The sequence below is a fragment of the Aquisalimonas sp. APHAB1-3 genome, from assembly GCF_048323695.1.
Classification (GTDB): domain Bacteria; phylum Pseudomonadota; class Gammaproteobacteria; order Nitrococcales; family Aquisalimonadaceae; genus Aquisalimonas.
Map to the genome: position 1 here is coordinate 46,775 of NZ_JBLWFT010000014.1, position 21,900 is coordinate 68,674.

Here is a 21,900-nt window from a genome sequence, read left to right on the forward strand (position 1 = left end):
CCGCACTGGTACGTTTACATTACAGGCCGTAGCTGGCCACATCGACCTGCGACATGATGTGCTCCCAATAGAGGTCGGCCAGGGCCTCGGCGTTGTCCACGCCCTGGACCCGTTCCACCCATGTCTCGAGCACGTCGCGGAACTCCTCCAGCATCGCCTCGCTGCGCTCCACGCCGTGCCGCTCGGCAAAGTTCGCCGCGATGCGCTCGAGATCCTCACGGACGAACTCCCGGGTCAGCTCCTGCAGCCCTTCGTCCGCTTCATGGATGGTGATCCCGTTGCTCTCCGCATCGGCGATGAAGCGGTCTTCACCCTGTTGATACAGCATCGATCCTTCCGCGGCGCCCACCGCCGCCGCACGGAGCATGGCCTCCCGGTGCGTCTCGCTCAGGGACTGCCAGACTCCGGTATTCACCTGGGTGAGCTGGCCTACGTAGACGCCACCGGGCATCGCCACGGTCACGTCGCTGAGCGCTTCGTCCAGGCGGAAGTTGGCGATATCCGAGGTGGAGAGGATCACGCAGTCGAGCGCGCCCTGGTCGAGCGCTTCCAGCATCTCGTTCCCCGACAGGGTCACCGGGCTCGCCCCCACGGAGTTCGCCCAGCGCGACCAGTTGGCGCCGCCGATGCGGAGCCGCTTGCCCTGGATGCTGGCCTCGTCGTTGACGGCGCTGGTGCAGCCGAGGCTGTAGCCAGGCGTGCCGGCGCCGCCGGTGTAGACCTGGTTCTGTCGCCCGAACTCATCCAGGCACTCGGGGCAGTGGAGCATCAGGTACTCGGTCATTGCCGCGGCATAGGCGATGCCTTCCACCCCCTGCACGTCATCGCCGAGGAGCTGCAGCATCATGGAGGATTCCAGGATGAGATTACTGTGAGGATATTCGGCACCGAAATAGGTGGTCATGACCGTCCCGATATCCGCCATGCCGTCACGCAGTCCCGCCGACGTCTCCTCCATGCTCAGGAGCGAACCGGGGAATACCCTGACGGAGAGTTCCCCGCCGCTCTCCTTCTCGACGGCATCCGCGTACTTTTCCGCAGCCTGAACCAGCATCGCACCCGGCGGATGGCCGATGGCGAAGTTCAGCTCCCGCGCCTCGACGGCGCTGAGCGACGAAGCCAGTCCGAGGGCCAGCGCCCCGGCAACAGTCGTCACAGTCTTGGTGGTCGTCATGGTGGTCTCCTCCAGTGGTGCTTTTCTGTTGGCGGCTCTAGGAGCCGCGGTTGCCTCAGCCGGCGTTCGATCCGCCGGTCTGCTGCCGGCGCGGTGGGTAGGTCCAGTAGTCGTCGATGCGGACCTCCCGCATCATGTGCCAGTAGTCGTCGTGCCGGAACGGCGTGATCACCACCACGCGCCCCCGGGAGTTGCGGTACCAGTTGTCCATGCCCTCGTGGGTCCACACCATGTTCTCGTGCGCGGCATCCACCTTTTGGTTGTAGGCCCGGTGCACGTCTTCACGCACTTCGACGGCGTCGAGATCCTGCTCGACCAGGGTCTGCAGCGCCTCGGTGACGTAGCGCATCTGCGTCTCGATGATCGAGATCACACTCCCGCCGTGCCCCAGGCCGGTATTGGGGCCCAGCAGGGTGAACAGGTTCGGAAACCCCGGCACGGCGACCCCGAGGTAGGCCTGGGCATTGTCCTCCCCCCAGACCTCGCGCAAGGTCACGCCATCGCGTCCGCGCACCTCGTAGGAGCCGAGGAAGCGCACCGCGTCGAACCCGGTCGCCAGCACCAGGACGTCCACGTCCCGCCGCCGGCCGGATCGGGTCTCGACGGTGCTGCCCTCGATGGACGCCACCGCGTCGGTGAAGAGATTGACGTTGGGCTTGGCGATGGCCCGGTACCACCCGTTGTCCAGCAGCATGCGTTTGCCGAAGGGCGGATAGTCCGGCAACACCTCGGGCAGCAGGTCCTGTCGCTCGCCGAGCTCCTCCCGGATGTAGCGCACGAACAGTTCCCGGTGGACGTCGTTGGTGGCGTTCACCGACCGTTTGCACTGGCTCCACTCGGGATCCTTCTGCAGCGACTCGTGAATGCGGTCGTTGAAACTCCAGGCGAGCTTGATGCGATACCACGCCTGGTAGAGCGGGACTTCGCGTAACAGGAAACGGATCGGCTCCGGAACAGGCTGCTGGAACTTGTCGAACGGTGCGACCCACTGCTTGGAACGCTGAAAGATGTCCAGAGACTCCACCCGGTCCGCGATGGCAGGGACGACCTGCATGGCGCTGGCACCGTTGCCCACCACGGCCACCCGCTGGCCGGTCACATCGAGATCCTCCGGCCAACGGGCTGTATGGAAGGCGCGGCCGGAGAACCCGTCCAGGCCCGGGATCGGCGGCACCTTGGGCACATTGAGGGCGCCGACGGCGCTGATGACGGCATTGGACCAGAGGCTCTGCTCACCACCCTCGGCATCCGTATACCGGGTCAGCCACTGCCGGCTCGTCTCGTCGTACTCCGTGGCGAGCACCGTGCACCCGAAACGGGTGCGCTCGTTGATGCCGAAATCGGCGGCCACCTGCTCCAGGTATGCCTCGATCTCGCCCCGCAGCGCGAAGTACCGTTCCCAGTCGCGTTTCGCGAACGAAAACGAGTACAAGTGGTTCGGGGTGTCGACGCCGGCTCCCGGGTAGCGGTTCTCGTACCAGGTGCCGCCCACGTTGTCGTTCTTCTCGAGGATGACGTGCTCGATACCCGCCTGCTGGAGATAGTAGGACGCGCACAGGCCGGATATCCCCGCCCCGATGACCACCACGCGGAAGTCGGCAGGAGGCGGCACGGATGGCCTGACCGGGGGCTCGTCCTGAACGCCCGTGCGCAGGTCCGCCGCAACCATGGCACCGTACGTGGGCGGCACCGCCTCGCCGGTCGCCACGCCAAGCATATGCACAATGGCCGCCTCATCCGGTTCGGGCAGGGCCAGGGGGCGGCCGTTGCGCCACGCGAGAATCGCCTCCAGCGCCGCAGTCCGGATCGTATCCTGCACGGGCTGCGGCAACCCACCGCTGTCGTTGTCGTCGAGTCCACGGGCGCGACCGGGACAGTACGGCGGCTCAAGCCAGCCGAAGTCTCCGGTCATCTGCACCAGCATCAGCAGCAGCGTCGGGATATTGGCCCCGGCGACGGCGCGTCGGAACTTCTCCGGCTCCGGCAGGGCGTGAAAGTCGGTCTCGCGATCCGATGAAGTCATCAACTGGGCCTCTGCATTGACGATCTGTTGGCCGTCGGGCCTCTGCAGATCAATTACACGTAATCTATTTTGATCAATCGACACGCCACCGGCCGCATCCCTGCGGGCGTTTCACGTGGAAGCAAACCATCGCGGCGTCACAGCACCTCGCGCCGCACCTGGATACCGGCCACTTCCCGGTCCCAGCAGTCGTCAGTAACGGCCTCTTCCCGCAGGAGGTGCTTTTTCACCTTCGCCGTGGGCGTCTTGGGCAGTTCGTCCAGCACCCGGATGTAGCGCGGCACCATGAAGTGGGGCATGCGCTCCCGCAGGAACAGAAGCAGCTCCTCCGGATCGACGGTCTGACCGGGCACGGGGGCCACGGCGACCAGCACTTCGTTCTCGCTGTACTCGCTGGCCACACCGATGGCGGCCGCTTCCTGCACCGCCGGGTGGGCAATCACCTCGGCCTCCACTTCGAAGGACGAGATATTCTCACCGCGCCGACGAATGGCGTCCTTCACGCGATCCACGAAGTAGAAGTGGCCATCTTCATCCTGACGGAAGGCATCACCGGTGTGGAACCAGCCGTTACGCCAGGACGCCGCGGTCGCCTCCGGATTCTTGTAGTAGCCATGGTTCATGGCCCACGGGCGCTCGGTGCGCAGGATCATCTCACCGACGGCTCCCCGCGGCACCTCGCAGTCGTTCTGGTCCACCAGCCGCACGTCGACCCCGTCACGCACCTGACCACAGGTGCCGGGCTTCTGCGGATTCGCTCCTGTGAGGATCGGCGTCGAGATCTCCGTCATGTTGAAGATCGAGTAGATGTCGATGCCGAACCGCTCCGCCACCTCACGGTGGTTACTGGTGAGCGGCACCAGAAATGCCAGGCGCACGTGGTGGTTGCGCTCCTCTTCGTCCGGCTCGCGCTTGAGCAGGAAGGTCGCCATGGCGCCGAGCAGGAACACAACAGTGCACTCGGTGCGGCGCACGAACGGCCAGAACGTGTCCGTGGAGAACGGGCCCATCATGGCGATGGAGCCACCGCGGGCGAGCATGACGAAGGGCAGGCCCACGCCCCCGATGTGGAACATGGGCATGTTCACCAGGAAGCGGTCCTCGCCGGTCACGAAGTGCCACGTCTCCGGGCCGGCGTTGGTGAACAGGTGCAGATAGGACGAGAGCACGCCCTTGGACGGCCCGGTGGTCCCGGAGGTGTAGATGATGGACTGCGTATGCCACGGCTCGATCGGCGCCTCCAGTTCCGGAACCTCCGCCGATGTCTCCATGAGCTGCTCGAAACGGTGGCATTCCAGGCCCCCCGGCGCCGCCTGGCCACCGTCACCGACGAGCACCGCGCGGCGGAGCCCCGCCAGGCTCACATCACCGAGGCGCTCCAGGAGCGAGTCCTGGGTAATCAATACCTCCGCATCGGAGTTTTCAATCACGTGCTCCAGCAACCGCCCCTTGTAGGCGGTGTTGAACGGCACGAACACCGCGCCCAGATAGTTGATCGCGAAGAAGGCGATCAGGCCTTCCTTGCCGTTGGGCAGCCAGAACGCGACGTGATCGCCCTGGCGAACGCCCAGGGCCGCCAGACCGGCGGCGAAAGCGCGGGTCTTCTCGTGCACCTCGGCATAGGTCCAGCGGGTCTCGTCGTCGAACACCGCAAACACCTGGTCCGGGCGCTCCAGGGCGTGGTGATCGAGGAGGTAACGGGTGACGCAGCGCTCTTTCGGCACGATGCGCGGGTCCATACTGACGGCGGCTTGGTCCTGGTTGGTCGACATGACTGCTTCTCCCCTCGTGCTACTCACACAGCGCCCTTGAGGATCTCCATGACATCCTCGGGACCTTTGATCGTGCGTGGATTGGTGCGCGCCCAGAGATCCTCCATGGTGTACTCCGCAACCTGTTGCAGATCCGCCTCTGTCACGCCCACCTCGCCGAGCGTCCGCGGCATGCCGAGATCACGGATAAAGGCCGCGGCCAGTTCACCCGCATCCCGGTCGGGCTCGCCGAAGGCCTCGCTGATGAGCGTCTGGCGCTCGCCGTTCACCGGCTTGTTGAATGCCAGCACCACCGGTGCCATGACACAGGACGTATAGCCGTGGGGCACATCGCAGGTGCCGCCGAGGACATGACCGATGGCGTGGCTCGCCCCCATGGGCACGCCGCCGACCACTGGCAGCATGGACTGCCAGACGCCGGTCTGGCAGCGCAGCCGGCCCTCCATGTCACCGGGGTCACGCTTCACCCGCGACAGACCGTCCCGAAGCAGCCGAATGGCGCTGGCGGCCATGCCGTCACAGAAGTCGTTGGAATACGGCGAACCCAGGGTCTCCATGGCGTGATCCAGGGCGCGCACGCCCGTGGACAGCCACAACCACTCGGGCGTGTGCCGGGTGAGGCTCGGGTCGAGAATCACGCTCACCGGCACCAGCAACCGGTGCAGATAGCCCTGCTTGAGCTTCTTGGCCTCGTCCGTGGCCCCGGCCAGCGGGTTGAACTCGCCGCCCGACAGGGTGGTTGGCACGGAGACCACACGCACGTCCGGGGCGTCGAACGCGGGAAAGTGCAGAGAGCCGTCGGATTCCACACTCATGTGGTACGGCTCCATGTCGTCGTGCTCCTTTAGCCCGTGCTTCATGCAGATCGGCATGATCTTGCCCGCATCGGTAACGGAGCCACCGCCCACGGTAACGATGAGATCCGCATCCACCTCACTGGCTCGGGCGGCGGCCGCCAGGACCGAACTCCGCGGGGCGTGGGACGGGATGCCGGAGAAGGAACCGGCAAAAAGATCGCCCAAAGCCTCACGAATCCGGACGATTTCGTCGGTCTGCTCCTCCAGGGAACGGCTCACGAGCAGGAACACCCGGCGCGCACCCAGCCGCTCCGCTTCGCTGCGAATGGCCGTTGCGGCCGGATAACCGAAAATGACTTTCTCAAGCGCGGTGCACTGCACCTCTCCAGGCTGCACGGTCATGATCTCCTCCAGACTGTTGTCGTTGTGATTTGCCTTGATCCATATCAAAGCAAGCATTTGCATTACGTGTCAACTAATGACAGATAAGCAAATGAGACACAGCAGTGGAGTGCGCGATAGCGGGGATTGGCGGACGCGAACGTCCACCATGCGCGACTGACGTCGCTCCTACCAGCATAACGGGCGTAGGAGCGGCGCGAGCCGCGACCATGGCCGTGATCCGACGCCTGACGGGTCGCGGCTTGCGCCGCTCCTACGGGAGTAGAATCAACTCAAAAACAACGCATACGCCGGGTTGTCGGTCTCTTCCTCGAACCGGTACCCGATGCCGTCCAGGAACTGGTCGAACCGCTCGGCGTGCTCCGGGGGCACCTGAATGCCCACGAACACCCGGCCATACGCCGCGCCGTGGTTGCGGTAGTGGAACATGCTGATGTTGAACTTGCGCCCGAGCTGGTTCAGGAACTGCATCAGCGCCCCCGGCCGCTCCGGGAACTCGAATCGGAACACCCGCTCGTGCTCCACCTGATGGCCATGGCCGCCCACCATGTGCCGCAGGTGCACCTTGGCCATCTCGTTGTCGGTGAGATCCAGCACCGGGTAGTCGTTCTCAGTCAGATGGGCGACCAGATCGTCCTTTTCGTGCAGGCCATCCTGCAGGCCCAGCCCCACGAACACGTGCGCCTGCTGCGGATCGGAGAAGCGGTAGTTGAACTCGGTGACCTGCCGTTTTCCGATTGCCTGACAGAACTGGCGGAAGCTGCCGGGCCGCTCGGGGATGGTCACCGCCAGCACCGCCTCCCGGTGCTCGCCCACCTCGGCGCGCTCGGCCACGTGGCCCAGGCGGCTGAAGTTCATATTGGCGCCGCTGTTGATGGCCACCAGGTGCTCGCCCTCGATGCCAGTGGTCTCCACGTACTTCTTCAGCCCCGCCACGGCCAGCGCCCCGGCCGGCTCGTTGATGGTGCGGGTGTCGTCGAAGATGTCGCGGATGCCGGCGCAGATCTCGTCGGTGGTGACCAGCACCACGTCATCGATGTGCTTGCGCAGCACCCGGAAGGTCTCCTTGCCGATCTGCCGCACGGCCACCCCGTCGGCGAACAGCCCCACCTGCTCCAGCTGCACCCGCTTGTTGGCCTTCAGCGCCGCATGCAGCGTGGGCGCATCTTCCGGCTCCACGCCGATCACCTTCACGTCGGGCCGGAGCTGTTTCACGTAGGTCGCCACCCCGGCCGCCAGCCCGCCGCCGCCCACGGGCACGAAGATGGCATGGAGCTTCTGCGGGTGCTGGTGCAGGATCTCCATGCCCACGGTGCCCTGCCCGGCGATGATCTCCGGCGCATCGTAGGGCGGAATCCAGGTCATGCCCCGCTCTTCCATCAGCTTGGTGGCGTGGGCGGCGGCCTCGTCGTAGCTGTCACCGTGGAGAATGACCTTGCCACCCAGCCGCCGGGCCGCATCTACCTTGATGCTCGGCGTGGTGCGCGGCATGACGATCACACCCTTGATCCCCAGCTTCCTGGACGCCAGCGCCACGCCCTGGGCGTGGTTGCCGGCGGAGGCACAGATCACGCCCTTGGCCTTGGCCTCGTCCGGCAGCAGCGAAATCATGTTGTAGGCGCCGCGCAGCTTGAACGAGAACACCGGCTGCAGGTCCTCGCGCTTCATCAGCACGCGGTTGTTGAGCCGGCCCGAGAGCGCCGGGGCATGATCCAGCGGCGAATTGATGGCGACGTCGTAAACGCAGGCAGTAAGAATGCGTTCCAGATAGGCCTGGGTCATGGATTATCCGTAGTTGCAGCGCATGAGTGCGTGGGCGGTATTGTTCGTCGTCGCGGTCTTGGTCGCGGCTTGCACCGCTCCTACGGTCATGTGTCGAGGCCCGCCGTAGGAGCGGCGCAAGCCGCGATCAGTCTAACCTCCGCACCTCCCGCAGCAAAGGCCGGCCCCCTCCTGAACACCCCGGCGCTCGTGCCATACTGGTTACTTAACCAGACAACGGAGCCAGACAATGTCCACAGACGCCGGCAAACGCGCTGCCGCCGAAGCCGCCCTCCAGTACGTCGAGAAAGGCGCCATTCTCGGGGTAGGGACCGGTTCCACCGTCAACGCCTTCATCGCACTGCTGGCGAAGGAGCCGGGCCGGGTCCGCGCCGCCGTCTCCAGCTCCGAGGCGTCCACCCGTCTGCTGGAGGACGCGGGCATCGAGGTGATGGACCTCAACAACGCCGGGCCGCTGGACCTCTACGTGGACGGCGCCGACGAATCCAACCGGCATCTGTCGCTGATCAAGGGCGGCGGCGGCGCGCTCACCCGGGAGAAGATCGTCGCCGGCGCCAGCCGCACGTTCGTGTGCATCGCCGACGATACCAAGCTCGTGGGCACCCTCGGCGCGTTCCCGCTGCCGGTGGAGGTGATCCCCATGGCGCGCAGCTTCGTGGCGCGGGAGATCGTCAAGCGCATCGGCGGCCAGCCGGAGCTGCGTGAGGGGTTCACCAGCGACAACGGCAACGTGATCCTGGACGTGCGCAACCTGGAAATCGCCGAGCCGGTGAAGGTCGAACGCACTCTAAACGACATCCCCGGCGTGGTCACCAACGGCCTGTTCGCCATCCGCGGCGCCGACGTGCTCCTGCTCGGCGGGGCGGACGGGGTGCAGACGCTGAAGGCGTGATCGCCTTATCGCAAAACCAACCGGGCAAACCGCCATGCGACACACGGGCATCGCCGGCATCTACTCTTGACATATACGCCCCCTCCCTCAATACTCAAAGCATTATCAGGAAGGGCAGCCGCACCATGGCCGAAGCAAGCATCTTCAGGAACAACCGCAACCAGGCTGTCCGGCTGCCGCAGGACATGGCATTGCCGGAGCATGTCAGGCGGGTCAGGATATTCCGCATCGGCAATGCCCGGCTGATCGCCCCTGCGGGGACCGAGTGGGATGACTTCTTTGATGGCCCTGCCGTGAGCGACGACTTCATGGCTGAGCGCGACCAGCCATCCGCACAGGAACGCGACCCCCTGTAACCCCACCCGCATGCGAGGGAACGCTGCGTGCTACGCTACCTTCTCGACACCAACATCTGCATTTACGTGATCAAATACCGTCCCGCGCAGGCCCGGGAGCGATTCAACCACCACGGCCCCCACTTGTGCACCTCCAGCGTCGTCGCCGCGGAGCTCTATTACGGTGCGGCGCACTCGGGGCAGCCGGAGCATAACCTGTTGCAGGTCGAGTCATTCCTTGCGCGGCTCGACATCCTGCCCTTCGACGAGAACGCGGCGGGCCACTTTGGAGAGATCCGTGCCGACCTCGCCCGGGCCGGCACACCCATTGGCCCCTACGATCTCATGATCGCCGCCCACGCGCGCAGCCGGGGGCTCACCGTGGTGACCAACAACGAAGGCGAATTCACGCGGGTGCCGGGCCTGTTGGTGGAGAACTGGGTGTAACGATCCCCCCGGAGGCGACCATGCAACGCACCCTCATCGCCATCGGCCTCGTCGCTCTCGCCGCCGGCCTGCTCTGGCCCTGGATCTCGAAACTCGGCCTCGGCCGCCTGCCGGGCGACATCATCATCGAACGCGACGGCGGCACGTTCTACTTCCCCATCACGACGTGCATTGTCATCAGCGTGGTGGTGAGCGTGGTGTTCTGGCTTTTCCGGCGGTGAGGGGCGCTTCGGGAACGCCGGACGTAAACGCTTCAAACGAGACGCCGCTGCCTGCTGTACTCCGCAATCCCGCCATACGTTTCCGACAAGTCATCCGCAAAGGAATACGCCGCCCGCAGCGCCGGCACCATATCCGCGGCAGACTCGATGTATTCGTGAACGAGGCGATTGCGCAGCCGACGCATCGCCAGCCACTGTTCGGCATCCCTGACCAGCCCGAGCCGCTCGAGACGATCCAGATTATCGATCGCCGTGCCCGGAATCTCTCCGGCAGCATCCAGGAACGCAGGAATCAGCTTATCCATCACCGTGTCCTGCATTCGGGAGAACTTTGCACCGAACGATTCGACACGGTCGATTCCATCCGGGTCGGCGAGCCAGGCCTCAACGCTGGCGGCATCAAGATCATCCACCACGACGCCGCTGAAAAGCCGCTGACGCACGCCTTGCAGATGGGCATCCTCTCGCCCGACCAGTGCCAGAAGCCGCGATAGCCTGTCACTCACAACCGCACCCCCGCCTCCAGCGCGTGGCGCCGCACCCCCTCCAGCGGGGTGTCGGCGGAGTGGGTAATGATGTCGATCTTGCGCTCACCCAGCAGGCGCTGAAGGCGACCGTGCAGGCGCTGTTCGGCATCGAACGCGTCCTGCCCGCTCAACGGCGTTACCACAAGCAGGTCGATATCGCCGCCGCGGCGGGTGTCATCCAGGCGCGATCCAAAGACATAGACAGCACTCTCTTCGCCGTAGCACCGGGTCACCGCCGTGCGGATCAAGTCGATTTGCTCGCTGGTTAGTCGCATTGGACGAGCATAACACCCGGCCCATGGTTCATGCGCACCCCGCGAGCTACCCATTCTCACCCATTTCGAATACACTGACTACATGTATTCACACTGGAGCAGGTAACCATGCCGACGACGATCCGGCTCAGCGAAGACGTCGAGCAACGCCTGACTCGGCTGGCCCGCGCCACGGGCCGGACCAAGGCGTTCTATCTCCGAAAACTGATCGAGGAACACCTGGACGAGCTCGAGGATGTTTACCTCGCCGAACAGGCACTGGAACGGGTCCGCCAGGGACAGGAGCGGACTTTGACGCACGAGGAGTTCTGGCGTGACATGGACGATTGAGTACGCTGCATCAATCCACAAGGAACTCCGCAAGGCAGACCCGCAAACCCGACGACGCATACGCAACTTCCTTGAAGAGCGCCTTCTCCAGCAGAACGACCCGCCACAACTCGGCCGACCACTGACCAGGCGCTTCGCAACACTCTGGCGCTACCGCGTCGGAGACCGCCGCATCCTGTGCGAAATCCAGGATCACCGACTCTGCGTTCTCGTTGTACGCATCGCGCACAGACGCGACGCCTATCAGGGGCAGATCGAATCGTGATAACGGGCGACCGACGAAACGCGGAGGCCGGACGTGAACGTCCGACTTCCGCGGGCCGGGATTAACGCACGAAAACCAACTCCGCGAGCTAGCCCCTTAGGCCCCTCTTGAATACACATGACTCCATGTATTCAGACTGGAGCGAACAGTCATGACGAACGGCAACGGGCACATACCCAAACCTGTGACCCGGCTCCCAAATACGATTTGAACGAATCGATTTTAAATTCACTCGCGACCTAGCCTCACCCTGCACCAAAAACCAGAATAAAGGAGTTTCATCGTGAAGGCTTACCACTCGACATTATCCATCGCAGCGAAACTGCTCGTCACTGCGAGCGCAGCGGGGTTACTAGCGGGCTGTTTCGGCAGCAGTTCATCGAGCAGCAGCAGCGGCGGAGGCGACGATGACACGTCTACGCCGACGATCCAGTTCGACACTGGCGAGGGCACAGAGCGGACCGGACAGTTCGTCGATGCACCCGTGGAAGGGCTGGGCTACACCGCTCCGAGCCTCAACGAGAAGAAGTATACGGGCAGCGACGGGGGGCTTGAATACAAACGGGGCGAACTGGTCACGCTCTACCTTGGCGATATCATATTGGGCTCCACCGTGGGTGGTGAATACATGACCCCCATGAACATCATCCCCAGCGGTGGCGGTGAGCATGCGCCCCTGAATCTGGTTCGGCTGCTGCAAAGTCTCGATATCTCCGGCGCACAGGACCGGATTCAACTGCCGGCCGGAGTGGGTGAAAACCTGGATGCGGACCCGTCGGATCTGGACCTGTCCCAGGAGCCGGCTGAGTTCGCGCAGTCCGAGATCGTCAAGGAATTGCTGGATGGGCGAAGCCTTGTGCCCGAAGAGGAAGCCGTACGCCACCTCAACACAACCATGGAAGACCTCGACTGGGCCGTGGACATGCGCGGCACAACCTGGCGTTTCGTTTCAACGTCAACAGCCGAGGAGTGTGCCGGCAAGGTCGGAGAAGCAACCATTACGTATCTTGATGACGGCATGAAACTCGAGGGAGGTACGATCGAGTTCCGGGACGGTAAATGCGTGGTCGAAACGTGGGAGGAAAGAGAGGAGACGGAAGCGTCCTATGAGGAGCTCAACGACCTGGTCGACTTCTGCGGCCCCGTATGCACCTTCGGAGATCTCAACCACTACGCCCGCGGCGAGGACCATGACGATGGCAACAGCGCCGTAATGGTGTCACACGTGCCCGGCTCCGGCGTGTTTACATACACCAGCCATGGCGTGATGAATGGAGAGCCCTACGAGCTTCACGAGAACCGCGCTATTGAGAGGGAAGTCGACCTGAGTGGCACCTGGAACAGCGTCACGACCACCTCCAGGTGTGAGGGAGCCGAACTCCATGCCACGTACACCATTAGCGAAGATAAGGTGGAATTTAACGGTGACGCGGAGTTCGACTACGACGAATGCAAATCGGCGAAACCCGAGGGTCATACGTGGCAGTTCAGCGATAGCGATGACGTGGAAAAGATCGAGGAGGCAGCGCCCTGGGCGGCCCAGGGCGCGAGTCAGCAGCTTGCATGGCTGAACCGCAGCTACGTCCGAACCGAGGACGCTGGGGACGGTCGCGCACAGGTATTGCGGATCGCCTATACGCCCGCAGAGCCAGACACCATTAACGTGCTGATCGAGGCGGACAACGTCACGGAGTATCAGACACTCGAACGCCAATAACCATAGGTCCGGCGAGGCGCCCGCGTCCGCATGACGCGGGCGCCTCGCAATCCGGCGGAGAAGACGCCGCCAGGAACAGCACCCGCAGGACCGTCGGGTGGACCTTCAGGTCCACCTGCTTTTCCCCGTCCCCCAAGAGACTCGGCGGGCGACTAAAGATTCGACCGCCACCAAACACATTCCGCCGTCGCTTTCCAGCAACATACACGCCCTCTTTCCTAATCTGTGACCCGGCTCTCATTCGCGCTTCCCGGCGCTGGACCCCGCCAAATCACGGCGGATACGGTGCTGGCGCGGGACACCGAAAAAAGATGTGCTACACAATAGCAAGGAGCAAATAAATGAACGGTTCTTTTACTTATCGGGGGGCCACTGCGCTTCTGACAATCCTGCTGGCTGGCTCGCTCACGGCCTGCTTCGACAGCGGCAGCAGCTCTGGAAGCAGCTCGTCCAATGGCGGGAGTGGCGGCTCTGATTCCGATGTTCCGGAAACCAGCGGCGATTTCGACTCCGCCCGCTCCAGCTTTCCAGACACCCACCTCGACATGGTCGACGGCGATAACGCCAGCGGCGCGCTGGCGCTTGTGGATCCTGCGGTGACTCTAGATCTGACATCGTCACCATATACCCAGCTCGCGTACATCATTAACATCCTGATGGCAGAGTCGAATCCTGATGAAGATTGGCTCCCGCCGGTCGGAAACCATGATGAGTCCGGGGTTGGCCTGGTCAATTTGCAACACCCGGTCGACCGGATGAGCAACTCGGGACATGTTCTCGATCTGATCGCACTTGTGGATCGGGCCCATGCAGAGATTGACTGCGTAGAGCTTGGTGAAAACCACGACGCGGGCTCCGGCAATCAGGCCGACCTCGACATTGTGTTTCAGGACTGCGCGGTAGAGACCACGTGGGATGAGAACTCCGGGGATTTTGTCAATCCGGAACCCGTAACAGGAGCCTACCGGATCAGCGTGGACATTCGGGAAGATGACGTCGACACTATGCGACACAGCATGATCCTGGAATGGGAGAACACACTGATCATGGAGGGGGGCTATGTCGTTGAGTTTTCCAATGACACCAACAACCCACAGCTCTCCCCAGCGAATCATGACGATTTCGACCCAACAGACGAAGACTACACGTTCTCCATGAACGCCGACCTCATCAGCTACGAAGGCGTTCAGGATGCGAACTCCTTCTGGGCGATCAGAGACGTGCGTGTCGGCATCGACGGCGACGGCGACGGGTTCAATATTGTCCTGGACCGGCCAAGCGGCTCCGACGGTGATGCCGGCAGGTACTACTCCCGCCGCTTCGACGGCGATGGTGGGTATTACAAGGCCACAACCGTATCCCAGTTCGCCATTGAAGATGGCGACGGAGTCACCTTGAACGCGATGCAATCCGATGATCGCGACAACTTCAACGAACGGTACTGCTACGACGTTGGGCAAATCGAAGTCATCGGCGGCAACAGCACCTCTGCGGGACTGTTGTTCGGGCCAGTAGCCGAAGATTACTCCCAAGGCACGGGAGGGGATGCTCTTCTGGCGATCGAAAACGTCGGCGTTGAGAGAGACTTCGGCGATACCGACACGTGCGGCATGATCAATGATTTCGTGAACGTTCCGGTCTACCGTCAACCCGACTAAAGAACATGACGCTGGGAGCGCTCCTCCCAGCGTCAACCCAACCGATATAACGAAACGCCGGGCCGGAAGGGGCACCCGCAGGGTGGACCTTCAGGTCCACCACACCCCGCATACGACCACCGAACCACCCACCCAAAACACCCGACACCCCGCCCCATACTGCACCGCACCACAATCCACACTCGACGCGGCGGCTGACGTCGCTATACTGCGACATTAATAAGAAACGCCCGCGCGCGAACAACCACAACAACGGCGCAGGGCAGAATACCGGGGAGACGCACCATTTCCGTTCAAGCCGCATGTACCGCTGAATAACTCCTGCACCCCGACCTTGCGCTCCCGGCGCGAGCCGTTGCTGCGTTGCAGCGCAGCAGCGATTGCCGTTGTATACTCACAACACACACTTAAAGTAATTTCTCAGGTTTGTTGATTACGCCGAACTATTGTAGTAAATAGATCAGTGTGTATTATGAAAGCACCACCGGACGAAAACCGTTGCACTCATACAACATCGTCCGGAGCGGTTCCGGGTGGAGACACCCAACCGGACCTTGTGGGGGGTCCGGCGGCGGCGGGATCAGCCGGCGACGAACCCACGGCAGTACCACACTAAAAAATCTCAAGGGGAATGCATCCATGAAAAAGGTAACCTCAGCTCTGGCTCTCGCCGCCCTGGTCGGCACCCCGGCTGCGGCCATGGCCAACGTCGAGTTCGGCGGTGACTATGACGCGCGATACTTCAACACGCAGAGCAGCGACAGCCGCGATACGGGTGTCGATCAGCGCATCCGCCTGCAGAGCTCATTCGAAAGCGACGGCGGCGTGGAAGTCCATGCGCGGCTGAACCTGATGAATGACCGCTGGAGCGGTGACGGCAGCGGCGGCAATAATGCTACGGGCATCGGCGCAGATGAAGATGGTAATCCAATCCTAACCGGCGGGGACGAGAACCCGTTCAGCAGCCGCAACCACCGGAACGTGGAACTCGATTACGGCTACGTCTCAATGCCCACGGCCATCGGTCAGGTGAACATCGGCCGGCAGATGGCCAACTGGAATCCCAGCGGCCTGACCACCACGGACGACCGGCGTGACCGCATTTCCCTGGTGACCCCCCTGGGCGGCGGTCATACGGCAATTGTGGCCACAGACGTGCGTCAGTCTGTCACCACGGCGGACCGCGCCGACGACGGCATGCTTTACTTTGGCGCGTTCCTGGGCCCGCTTGCAGAAGACGTGAACTACGGCCTCCTGATCGCTCAGTTCGAAAGCTCTTCCTCCGGTGGAGATGCTGCCAACTACGGGCTCCGCGGCGCCACCTTGGTATCGCCTTACGTCCAAGGCGCGGCCGGCGATCTGAGCTATGAGGTCGGCATGCACTACCTCGGTGACGGCCGCGCGCTTTACAGCGAAGACACCTTTGGCGGCTATGTGAAAAGCGGTTTCCAGCTGACGCCGGAACTGCTGATCGAAGGTCAGGTCTTCCACGCTGCCGACGGTAACCTCGTCGCCGGGGGCTATGACAGCTTCTCGAGCCTGATCAACAATAGCCCGGATCACAACCAGTCCCCCACCTCGATCGCTGGTCTGAACCTGAGTGGTCTCGTCGCACCGGGTACGCCCGGCACTGCCGAACAGGACGGCATGAGCCGCACGCTGATCGCGGCTCGAGCGACCTACGAGATGATGGACTGGACCTTTAAGGGCGCTGCGGGCCTCGTCAATTATGACGATGGCGACGCGGGTCCCCGTGACGAAGACGTGATGTTCCTCGATGCTCAGGCTCACTACGCCCTGACTGAGTCCACGACCGTGTTCGGCACAGCGGGCTACGCAGACGCCGAGGACTATCTTGGTCGCGACGTCTTCGCCACCAGCGTCAACGTCAACGTCCAGTTCTAATTTGAACCGGACAGCTTGACTATACTGAAAGGGCGCCTTCGGGCGCCCTTTTTTTGGAGAGTCCCGCCATGCACCGCCATCTGGGGGCCATTGCCGCAGCCGCCGCGCTGCTCGCCTGGGGTCCCGCCCCGGCTCTTGGCTGGGATGGTGGCTACGCCGGGCTCGGTATCGGTTACGGCAGCAGCGTGGTGCAGACCGACGGCCGGTTTAGCGGCGATGCCCTGGGGCTGGACCTGAACACCTCCGGCGCCCTGCTCACCGGCTACAGCGGCTACGGCTGGAGCAGCGGCGGGCTGTACCTGGGCGGCGAGGCAAGCTACGGCTTCAGCGCCCTGAGCGGGCAGCTGCGGCTGGACGACAACCGCCTGGACATGGACGCCCGTGAAGGCTGGGGCCTGTCCGGCGTCATGGGCGGCCTGGTGAACCAGAACACGCTGCTCTACGGCCGCGCCGGCTATCAGCAGCGCAAGTACGACCTCAGCCTGCCCGGCTTCCGTGATCAGGACTGGCTGGACGGCCTGCGCATCGGCGCCGGAGCGGAGTTCCGCTTCTGGGGCCGGTCCAGTATCCGCTTCGAGTACAACCAGGTGTGGTACGGCGAAGAGAGCGCCGGCGGCGACGACAACGCCGTGGACTACCAGGCCCGGGAGAGCTGGATCGAGGCCGGCGGCATTCTCCGTTTCTGACGCCGCCCGGCACCCTGCAGCACGCCGCCATTGCCAGCAGCGGCGGGGTTTCCTATGCTGCCTGCTTCCGTTGTTCAACCCAGCATGGAGCTTGCCATGACGCAACGTCCCGTCGCGCTGTTCGGTTCACTGACCCTGGCCTCGCTGCTGCTCGCGAGCTGCGCCTCCGATGGCGGCCTCAGCGACGAGGAGCGGGGTCAGTACCGCGAGGCCTTCGGCCTGCAGCATGAAGACTGGTCGGATCGCCCCAGCCTCTTCAGCGAACTATTCGGCCGGGACGCCGACACCATGGACGAAGCGGACGAAGACCGCATCGCCGAGCTGGAGGCCGCCATTCAGCGGCTCGAGGAGGAACGCAGCGAGCGGGACGGCGACCGCGACCGGGTGGCCACGGATACACCGCGCCAGCGCGTGGGCCTGCTGCTGGACGGCGAACGGGACGCAGCCTCCGCGGCTTTCCGAGAGGTAGCGCCGGACCACCCCATCGTGCTGCTGGACGACGACGCCACCCGCGACGCCATGGAAGAAGCCGGCTGCGTCCCGGGTGACCTGCCCGCCTGCGCCGGCTCTCTGGCCGTCTATCCCGGGCTGCGCACCATCGTGTACGTGGAAACCGACGGCAGTGAAGTGCGCTGGAGCAGCTACGACGTGGCGCTGGAGTACCCCCACAGCGAGCGCGTGAGCGAACTGCCCGAAGTGGACGGCAGCGTGCCAGAGCAGGCTTGGCGCACCTTCGCCGACCAGGCCCTGATCGCCACCGTGGACCGCCTGGACACCGCGCCCTGGCACGCCCGCGCCTTCGCCGAGGAAGGCGATGGCTGGGCCATCAACGCCGGCCGCGACTCCGGCCTGGAAGCCGGCCAGCAACTGGACGTCCGCGGCGCTCCCAGCATCGTCCGCAACCCCAACGACCGCCCCGTGGGCTGGCGCCCCGGCAGCCGCAAGGGCGTGGTGGAGATCGTCGAGTTCGCCGGTGGTGACGTCGCCATCGTGGAGCTGGTGGAGGGTGATGGGCCGGGTGAGGGGGATGTGTTGGTTCTGGGGGATTGATACCGGGTGGTCGCGGCTTGCGCGGCCCCTCCGGGAAGGCACGGCGACGGAGGAGCGGCGCAAGCCGCGGTCCGGTTGTTGCCATTACGCCGGAGCGATCACGACAACCACCTGCCCCTCGGTGATCTCCTCCCCGACGGCCACGTCGACACGGCGCACGGTGCCGGCCGCGGGCGCCTCCACGGGGATCTCCATCTTCATGGATTCCACCAGCAATACGGTCTCCGCGGGCTCGACGGAATCGCCAACGACTTTCACGACCTCCCAGACGCGGCCGGTAACCGGCGTTTCAATACGGATCTCGCTCATGCGTTATCTCCTTGTTGGACGCCCGCGCAATCAGGGGCGGTAGCGGTTCACGGGGGCGTCGCGCCGTGCTCGGGCCGGTGCCGCCAGGGTGGCGAACTCGCACAACAGCCGGCGCGTCTCTCGGGGGTCGATGATTTCCTCGATACCAAATTTTTCCGCAGTACGGAACGGCGATGCCACGGCGTCCAGGCTCGCGGCGATCTCCGCGCGCCTGGCCTCCGGATCCTCCGCCTGCTCCAGATCCGCCTTGTAGGCGGCTTCCAGACCGCCGGCCACGGGCAGCGAGCCCCACTGCGCCGACGGCCACGCGTACCGCATGGAGAACCGTCCCTCCGGCCGGTGCGCCGCTCCGGCAACGCCGAAGCACTTGCGCAGGATGATGCTGCACCAGGGTATGGAACACTGCCCGATGGCGGACATGGCACGGACCCCGGCACGGATGGTCGCCGCCTGCTCGGCCTCGACGCCGATCTGGAAACCGGGGATGTCCACCAGGTGAACGACCGGCAGACGGAAGGTATCGGCCAGATCCACGAAGCGCGTGATCTTCTCGCACGCCGAGCGGGTCCAGCAGCCGCCGTAGATATACGGATCGCTGGCGATCACCGCCACGGGCCAGCCATCGAGCCGGGCGAGCCCGGTGACGGCGGAGCGCCCCCACAGACGCCCGATCTCGAAGAAGCTGTCCTGATCCACCACGGACTGGATGATCGGCCGTATGGCATAGACCCGGCGCTCCTCCCGGGGCACCGCGGAGAGCAGCCGGTCGTCCGCACGCCCCACGGGGTCGTTGCACTCGACACGTGGCGGCAGTTCGTCGATGGACGGCGGCAGGTAGGAGAGGAAACGGCGGCTGCAGTCCAGGGCTTCCTGTTCGGAGCCCACTTCATCATCCACCGTGCCGTTGCGCGCGTGAATGGCACTGCCTCCGAGTTCCTCCTTGTCCACGTTCTGGCCAATGTGGGCGACCAGCGGCGGTCCAGCGGCGAACAGCTGCGCCGTCTCGCGCACCATCACCGAATAGTGGCTCGCCGCGACACGGGCCGCGCCAAGCCCCGCTACCGATCCGAGCGCCAGGGCGATGACCGGGATCTCCGAGAGATTCCGGTCGACCTGCTCCCATCCCGGCACCGCCGGCACATACGTAAAGCCGGTCTCTTCGAGTTTCTTGACCGAGCCGCCGCCGCCGGTGCCGTCCACCAGGCGGATCAGCGGCATGCGCATGGCATGGGCCATGCGCTCGGGATGCATGAGCTTGGCTGCGACACTTGCGTCGCTGGCACCACCGCGCACGGTGAAATCGTCGCCCACCACGGCCACCGCCTGCCCGTCCAGGCGGCCGTGCCCCGCCACCTGGTTGGCCGGCACGAAGTCGGTCATGGCGTGGTTGTCGTCGTAACTCGCGGCACCGGCGATGGAGCCGATCTCCCGGAACGATCCGGCGTCGAGCAGCGCGTCGATCCGCTCCCGGACGGTCTGCTTGCCGTTGCGGTGCTGTCGCTCCACCTTCTCGGGCCCGCCCATGCGGTAGGCCAGCTCCTGGCGCCGCGCCAGTTCATCGAGGTCATCCTGCCAGGACATATACGGTCTTCTCCTGATAGTCAGCTGCGGTCCGCGTCGGTCTCGTGCAGAAACCGCCCGCGGAGCTTGTATTTCTCGGTCTTGTTGGTGGCGGTCCGGGGTAGTTCATCGGTGAAGCGGATGTGGTGCGGCCGCATGAACTTCGGCAACTGCTCCTCGGCCCAGGCGCGCATGGCGGCCTCGTCCGCAGGACTGCCGTCGGCCAGGACCAGATAGATCAGAATCTCGTCCTCATCGCCCTCGGTCGCGGGGACCGGCAGCGCCGCGGAGATCTGGACTTCCGGGTGCTGATTGAACAGATCCTCTACGTGGTACGACGAGAGGTTCTCGCCGCGGACCCGGATGCGATCGCCCATGCGATCCACGAATATGAAACTGCCGTCCTCACCCATCCGCGCGGCGTCCCCGGTATGGAACCAGGCATTGCGCAGCGCGCGCACGGTGGCCTCCGGCTTGCCGATATACTCGGCGAAGATGGTGTTCGTCACCCGTGGGCGTACCGCGAGCTGCCCGACCTCGCCGGGCGCGCAGTATTCGTCTGCCTCGTCCAGCACGGCGACGTCGAAAAACGGGGTCGGCTTGCCCATGTACCCCTTCTCCGCTGCCTCCTCGGGTGTCACGACGGGGACCCCGAGATGGCGCAGATGCGACAGCACAACGGCCTTATCCTGCCCGCGGTAGTAGCGGGCGGGCGTGCCGCCCCCATCGGGCAGCTGGTCGATGGCCGCAACCAGGGGATTGCCGGACTCAGTCTGACCGAAGCCACAGGTAACCACGCCGATTCCGAAGCGTCGCGCGACATCGTGGTGATTCAACGGCAGCGGCTGCATGTGCACCTTACACAGACTGTTGGCGGTGTCGTCGTCCCCGGCGGGTGCATTCATGAGCCAAGGGATCATGGCGTCCAGCAGCACCCCTGTGGTGGCGTTCACCGACTCGATGCGCTGCCAGAACTGTCCCGGGCTGAAACGATCCCAGCAGGCCACCAGCGCCCCGACCCAGAACCCGCGCACGACATTGAAGATGGCGCCGCCTACGTGATAGAGCGGGAGATCGTTGTAAATGACGTCATCGCGATCCAGCAGCTGCCGCCCCATGAAGGTGTACTGCGCCATCCAGCGGTGCGGCAGCAGCACTCCCTTGGCAGGGCCCGTCGTGCCGGATGTATACACGATGTTCGCGGGATGGTGTGGCTCCACACGCACATCCGGGGGCGCATGGCCCTGGCAGGCATCCGCCTCGAAGGCCGAGACATGGACCCCGACGGGGAGGGATTGGGGCTCTGGCGCGCCGTTCACCACGAGTTCCGGCCGCGTCTCCAGTGCGTCCCAGATCTCGCACACCGCTGCCGCATGGGGTGCATCCACGACCAGCAACGGCGCGCCGGTATCGTTGAGCTGATAGCTCAGGAGCTGCCCGGTGAAATTGAAGTTCACCGGGGCGAACACCGCTCCCGCTTTCCAGATACCCACCATGGCGAGCGCCGCGACCAGCGGGTTCGCCGAGAGCACGCTCACGGCAGTTCCGGGCACGACGTCCCGGGAAGCCAGGAATCCCGCGACACTGTCGGTCAGGCGGCCAAACTCCGCATAGGTCAGCGTGCGCTCCTGATCGCCGTAGTGGAAACACGGCGCATCCGGCCGCGTCGCTGCCCAGTGCGCGAGTTGATCGAGAACCGACTCCCCCTGTTCGTTGAACTGTGCCGTCAGGCGACGGGCTTCGTGCATCTGCATGACGGGCTCTCCTCTTGTT

The 21,900-nt window shown here is 64.3% G+C and carries 21 protein-coding genes; 11 read left to right on the forward strand and 10 right to left on the reverse strand.

Annotated elements, in window-relative coordinates; translation table 11 throughout:
* Positions 1-19: 19 nt before the first annotated feature.
* From ACNSTU_RS15575 to ilvA, 5 genes are all read right to left on the reverse strand, one after another.
* The gene (locus ACNSTU_RS15575; protein WP_418212592.1) at positions 20-1,174 is read right to left on the reverse strand and encodes a C4-dicarboxylate TRAP transporter substrate-binding protein; all 1,155 of its coding nucleotides are present in this window, start codon (positions 1,172-1,174) and stop codon (positions 20-22) included.
* Positions 1,175-1,229: 55 nt separating this feature from the next.
* Positions 1,230-3,197 (reverse strand): flavin-containing monooxygenase, encoded by a 1,968-nt coding sequence (locus ACNSTU_RS15580; RefSeq protein WP_418212593.1) that lies wholly within the window; start codon positions 3,195-3,197, stop codon positions 1,230-1,232.
* Positions 3,198-3,334: 137 nt separating this feature from the next.
* A complete protein-coding gene (locus tag ACNSTU_RS15585; RefSeq protein WP_418212594.1) occupies positions 3,335-4,969 on the reverse strand; it encodes an AMP-binding protein in 1,635 nt (544 codons plus the stop codon).
* Positions 4,970-4,992: 23 nt separating this feature from the next.
* Positions 4,993-6,168, reverse strand: a complete 1,176-nt coding sequence (locus ACNSTU_RS15590) for an iron-containing alcohol dehydrogenase (RefSeq protein WP_418212595.1) — start codon at positions 6,166-6,168, stop codon at positions 4,993-4,995.
* 267 nt (positions 6,169-6,435) lie between these two features.
* Complete coding sequence (gene ilvA / locus ACNSTU_RS15595) at positions 6,436-7,950, reverse strand: threonine ammonia-lyase, biosynthetic (RefSeq protein WP_418212596.1); 1,515 nt, start codon at positions 7,948-7,950, stop codon at positions 6,436-6,438.
* A 229-nt stretch (positions 7,951-8,179) separates the two neighbouring features.
* On the opposite strand from ilvA, the gene rpiA reads away from it, so the two are divergent.
* The 4 genes from rpiA (at position 8,180) to ACNSTU_RS15615 (ending at position 9,845) form a co-directional block, all read left to right on the forward strand.
* Positions 8,180-8,842, forward strand: a complete 663-nt coding sequence (rpiA, locus tag ACNSTU_RS15600; protein WP_418212597.1) for a ribose-5-phosphate isomerase RpiA — start codon at positions 8,180-8,182, stop codon at positions 8,840-8,842.
* A gap of 125 nt (positions 8,843-8,967) precedes the next feature.
* A complete protein-coding gene (gene vapB / locus ACNSTU_RS15605) occupies positions 8,968-9,198 on the forward strand; it encodes a type II toxin-antitoxin system VapB family antitoxin (protein ID WP_418212598.1) in 231 nt (76 codons plus the stop codon).
* 27 nt (positions 9,199-9,225) lie between these two features.
* Positions 9,226-9,624 (forward strand): type II toxin-antitoxin system tRNA(fMet)-specific endonuclease VapC, encoded by a 399-nt coding sequence (gene vapC / locus ACNSTU_RS15610; RefSeq protein WP_418212599.1) that lies wholly within the window; start codon positions 9,226-9,228, stop codon positions 9,622-9,624.
* Between the two features lie 20 nt (positions 9,625-9,644).
* Entirely contained in the window at positions 9,645-9,845 is a 201-nt protein-coding gene (locus tag ACNSTU_RS15615; RefSeq protein ID WP_418212600.1) for a DUF2905 domain-containing protein, read from the forward strand.
* Between the two features lie 32 nt (positions 9,846-9,877).
* Here the strand turns inward: ACNSTU_RS15615 and ACNSTU_RS15620 are convergent, their stop codons facing one another.
* Positions 9,878-10,351, reverse strand: coding sequence for a HepT-like ribonuclease domain-containing protein (locus ACNSTU_RS15620; protein WP_418212601.1), 474 nt, complete (start codon positions 10,349-10,351; stop codon positions 9,878-9,880).
* Positions 10,348-10,647 (reverse strand): nucleotidyltransferase domain-containing protein, encoded by a 300-nt coding sequence (locus ACNSTU_RS15625; RefSeq protein WP_418212602.1) that lies wholly within the window; start codon positions 10,645-10,647, stop codon positions 10,348-10,350. Before ACNSTU_RS15625 ends, ACNSTU_RS15620 begins: the two co-directional genes overlap by 4 nt.
* Positions 10,648-10,755: 108 nt before the next feature.
* On the opposite strand from ACNSTU_RS15625, the gene ACNSTU_RS15630 reads away from it, so the two are divergent.
* From ACNSTU_RS15630 to ACNSTU_RS15660, 7 genes are all read left to right on the forward strand, one after another.
* A complete protein-coding gene (locus ACNSTU_RS15630; RefSeq protein ID WP_418212603.1) occupies positions 10,756-10,977 on the forward strand; it encodes a DUF6290 family protein in 222 nt (73 codons plus the stop codon).
* The gene (locus ACNSTU_RS15635; protein WP_418212604.1) at positions 10,961-11,242 is read left to right on the forward strand and encodes a type II toxin-antitoxin system RelE family toxin; all 282 of its coding nucleotides are present in this window, start codon (positions 10,961-10,963) and stop codon (positions 11,240-11,242) included. The genes ACNSTU_RS15630 and ACNSTU_RS15635 overlap by 17 nt, the downstream gene beginning before the upstream one ends.
* Before the next feature lie 283 nt (positions 11,243-11,525).
* Positions 11,526-12,959, forward strand: a complete 1,434-nt coding sequence (locus ACNSTU_RS15640; RefSeq protein ID WP_418212605.1) for a hypothetical protein — start codon at positions 11,526-11,528, stop codon at positions 12,957-12,959.
* A gap of 341 nt (positions 12,960-13,300) precedes the next feature.
* Positions 13,301-14,617, forward strand: coding sequence for a hypothetical protein (locus tag ACNSTU_RS15645; RefSeq protein ID WP_418212606.1), 1,317 nt, complete (start codon positions 13,301-13,303; stop codon positions 14,615-14,617).
* Positions 14,618-15,316: 699 nt separating this feature from the next.
* Complete coding sequence (locus ACNSTU_RS15650; protein WP_418212607.1) at positions 15,317-16,522, forward strand: hypothetical protein; 1,206 nt, start codon at positions 15,317-15,319, stop codon at positions 16,520-16,522.
* A 68-nt stretch (positions 16,523-16,590) separates the two neighbouring features.
* A complete protein-coding gene (locus ACNSTU_RS15655; protein WP_418212608.1) occupies positions 16,591-17,208 on the forward strand; it encodes an outer membrane protein in 618 nt (205 codons plus the stop codon).
* 96 nt (positions 17,209-17,304) lie between these two features.
* Positions 17,305-18,258, forward strand: a complete 954-nt coding sequence (locus ACNSTU_RS15660) for a hypothetical protein (RefSeq protein ID WP_418212609.1) — start codon at positions 17,305-17,307, stop codon at positions 18,256-18,258.
* 84 nt (positions 18,259-18,342) lie between these two features.
* Here ACNSTU_RS15660 and ACNSTU_RS15665 read toward each other — a convergent pair whose 3' ends face one another.
* Genes ACNSTU_RS15665 through ACNSTU_RS15675 form a run of 3 tightly spaced genes read right to left on the reverse strand, consistent with a single transcriptional unit; the run spans position 18,343 to position 21,881 of the window.
* Positions 18,343-18,567, reverse strand: a complete 225-nt coding sequence (locus tag ACNSTU_RS15665) for an acetyl-CoA carboxylase biotin carboxyl carrier protein subunit (RefSeq protein ID WP_418212610.1) — start codon at positions 18,565-18,567, stop codon at positions 18,343-18,345.
* Between the two features lie 30 nt (positions 18,568-18,597).
* On the reverse strand, positions 18,598-20,148 hold the full coding sequence (locus tag ACNSTU_RS15670; protein WP_418212611.1) for an acyl-CoA carboxylase subunit beta: 1,551 nt from the start codon (positions 20,146-20,148) through the stop codon (positions 18,598-18,600).
* Between the two features lie 20 nt (positions 20,149-20,168).
* The gene (locus ACNSTU_RS15675; RefSeq protein ID WP_418212612.1) at positions 20,169-21,881 is read right to left on the reverse strand and encodes a class I adenylate-forming enzyme family protein; all 1,713 of its coding nucleotides are present in this window, start codon (positions 21,879-21,881) and stop codon (positions 20,169-20,171) included.
* Positions 21,882-21,900: the final 19 nt, after the last annotated feature.

Coding starts and splice junctions, on each gene's coding strand:
- ACNSTU_RS15575 (WP_418212592.1), bottom strand. CDS start 1,174: ATGACGACCACCAAGACTGTGACGACTGTTGCCGGGGCGCTGGCCCTC.
- ACNSTU_RS15580 (WP_418212593.1), bottom strand. CDS start 3,197: ATGACTTCATCGGATCGCGAGACCGACTTTCACGCCCTGCCGGAGCCG.
- ACNSTU_RS15585 (WP_418212594.1), bottom strand. CDS start 4,969: ATGTCGACCAACCAGGACCAAGCCGCCGTCAGTATGGACCCGCGCATC.
- ACNSTU_RS15590 (WP_418212595.1), bottom strand. CDS start 6,168: ATGACCGTGCAGCCTGGAGAGGTGCAGTGCACCGCGCTTGAGAAAGTC.
- ilvA (WP_418212596.1), bottom strand. CDS start 7,950: ATGACCCAGGCCTATCTGGAACGCATTCTTACTGCCTGCGTTTACGAC.
- rpiA (WP_418212597.1), top strand. CDS start 8,180: ATGTCCACAGACGCCGGCAAACGCGCTGCCGCCGAAGCCGCCCTCCAG.
- vapB (WP_418212598.1), top strand. CDS start 8,968: ATGGCCGAAGCAAGCATCTTCAGGAACAACCGCAACCAGGCTGTCCGG.
- ACNSTU_RS15615 (WP_418212600.1), top strand. CDS start 9,645: ATGCAACGCACCCTCATCGCCATCGGCCTCGTCGCTCTCGCCGCCGGC.
- ACNSTU_RS15625 (WP_418212602.1), bottom strand. CDS start 10,647: ATGCGACTAACCAGCGAGCAAATCGACTTGATCCGCACGGCGGTGACC.
- ACNSTU_RS15630 (WP_418212603.1), top strand. CDS start 10,756: ATGCCGACGACGATCCGGCTCAGCGAAGACGTCGAGCAACGCCTGACT.
- ACNSTU_RS15645 (WP_418212606.1), top strand. CDS start 13,301: ATGAACGGTTCTTTTACTTATCGGGGGGCCACTGCGCTTCTGACAATC.
- ACNSTU_RS15650 (WP_418212607.1), top strand. CDS start 15,317: ATGGCCAACGTCGAGTTCGGCGGTGACTATGACGCGCGATACTTCAAC.
- ACNSTU_RS15655 (WP_418212608.1), top strand. CDS start 16,591: ATGCACCGCCATCTGGGGGCCATTGCCGCAGCCGCCGCGCTGCTCGCC.
- ACNSTU_RS15660 (WP_418212609.1), top strand. CDS start 17,305: ATGACGCAACGTCCCGTCGCGCTGTTCGGTTCACTGACCCTGGCCTCG.
- ACNSTU_RS15665 (WP_418212610.1), bottom strand. CDS start 18,567: ATGAGCGAGATCCGTATTGAAACGCCGGTTACCGGCCGCGTCTGGGAG.
- ACNSTU_RS15670 (WP_418212611.1), bottom strand. CDS start 20,148: ATGTCCTGGCAGGATGACCTCGATGAACTGGCGCGGCGCCAGGAGCTG.
- ACNSTU_RS15675 (WP_418212612.1), bottom strand. CDS start 21,881: ATGCAGATGCACGAAGCCCGTCGCCTGACGGCACAGTTCAACGAACAG.